The sequence below is a fragment of the Rhodospirillales bacterium RIFCSPLOWO2_02_FULL_58_16 genome, assembly GCA_001830425.1.
Classification (GTDB): Bacteria; Pseudomonadota; Alphaproteobacteria; order Rhodospirillales; family 2-02-FULL-58-16; genus 2-02-FULL-58-16.
Window position 1 is genome coordinate 92,217 of sequence record MIAA01000052.1, and the last position, 1,746, is coordinate 93,962.

Below are 1,746 nucleotides of genomic sequence, written 5' to 3' on the forward strand. Positions count from 1 at the left end.
AATGAGAATACTGCCTGCGGAGAAGTCGCCGTCCGCATCGTAATAAAGATTATTCACGGAACCGGTGGTGTCGAAGAAAAAGCGAACATCAGACGCCGCTGTCGGCGCCGACGCAAACAACCCGGATGAAAACGCGCCCGCGCCGGTATAGCCGTTGACGCCGTTAACATCGAGCAAGCCGTCGGGACTGCCATCATCGTCGCCAAAAAAGGCGGCGCGGGAGAATTGGAATTTATCCGCAGCGGTCACGAAATCGGCGACGAGGTCGGCGCCCTCGGTGGTGGCGGTATACTTGAATACGTCGCCGCCCGCGCCTCCCGTCAGGCTGTCATTGCCCGCCCCACCGGTGATCGTATCATTCCCTGTCCCGCCGTCAATCACATCATTCCCCGCCCCGCCGATCAGGGTGTCATTACCGTCACCGCCGGTGATCGTGTCATTACCGTCGCCGCCGGTGATGGTCGCCGCGCCCGTCCCGCTGACCGTCACGCTGTCGTCGCCCGTGCTGCCGTTGACGGTCTCGACGCCGGTTACAGTCACCGTGCTTGCCGCGCCCAGCGTCAACGTGTCGGTCCCTGCGCCGCCGGTGACGGTAAGTCCGCTCACCGCAGTTGAAATGGTAATTGATTCGTTGCCCCCGGCCAGGGTCAAATTCTCGACGCCGGCAAGCGTCGCCGCCAGCGTATCATTGCCTCCCGAGGTGGTGTACTCAACGGTGTCGGTCCCGCTGCCGCCGTTCACCGACGAAAGCCCGGTGAAGTTCAGGAACTGAAAGGTGTCGTTGCCGCTGCCGCCAAGGATGCTGTCAAAATCGGTGAAGGCAATGGTGGCGCCGGCCGACAGGCCGCTCAGGTCGATGGAATCGTTGCCGCCGCCGCCGTCGATGTTGCCTATCGACCCGGTTCCGGTCACCGCTATGGCGTCGTTGCCGGTTCCCCCGGTGATGCTGGTCACCGTGCCGCCGCTTATTGTCACATCGTCATTGCCGGCGCCCAAATCGAGCCAGCCGGTCGTGCCGCTCATAACATTGACCAGATCGTTGCCCGACGAGGTTTTCACCGTTTCGACACTGGTTATTATGGCGTTTAAATTGCCCCCCGGCCCCGCCGCCATGCGGTCGAAGATGAACCCGTCGTTACCCGACAAAAAGACGTTCAGTCCCTGATTGGCCCCCGTCGTGAGGGCGGAATACAGGCTCGCGTTGCTGAAATCGAATACGTTGCTGGTCCCGTCGCCACCGATCAGCATCATATCGCCGCCGGTCTGGATGAGGAAAGTATCGCTGCCGCCGTTACCGAAGGCGACCATGCCGACCATGTTGGCGTAATTTGCGGTCGAGATGGTGAAGAGATCATTGCCGCTGGTGGCGCCGGCGCCGCTTGCATTGCCGGCCACCGCATAGCCGGTTTCTCCGAGGTCCAGGGGCGGCATCACGAAGATATCGCCCAATAACCCCAGCGCCGACTGATTAAAGGCTGTCGCCGAAGTATTATTGAAGGCGTTGATGACATCGCCGTTCGAGAACAGTTGCTGATTAATGTTGTCGTAACCGATGGTGTTGACGGTATCGTTGCCGGCTATGACCAAGCCGTTGGCATCCACCGTGACTGTGCCTTTGTGATACATACTACCGTCAGCCGTCACCTTGATGACGGTGTTGACCAGATTGTCGAAGGCCAGTTGGTTGATGCCGCCGCCGCCGTTAACCGTGTCGCTGCCGCCGAAGTTGCTGGTCTGGGCGTTGCC

At 60.5% G+C, this 1,746-nt stretch carries 1 pseudogene; it reads right to left on the reverse strand.

The features are described from left to right. Window positions 1-1,746 (reverse strand): annotated as a pseudogene (locus A3H92_12135) (hypothetical protein).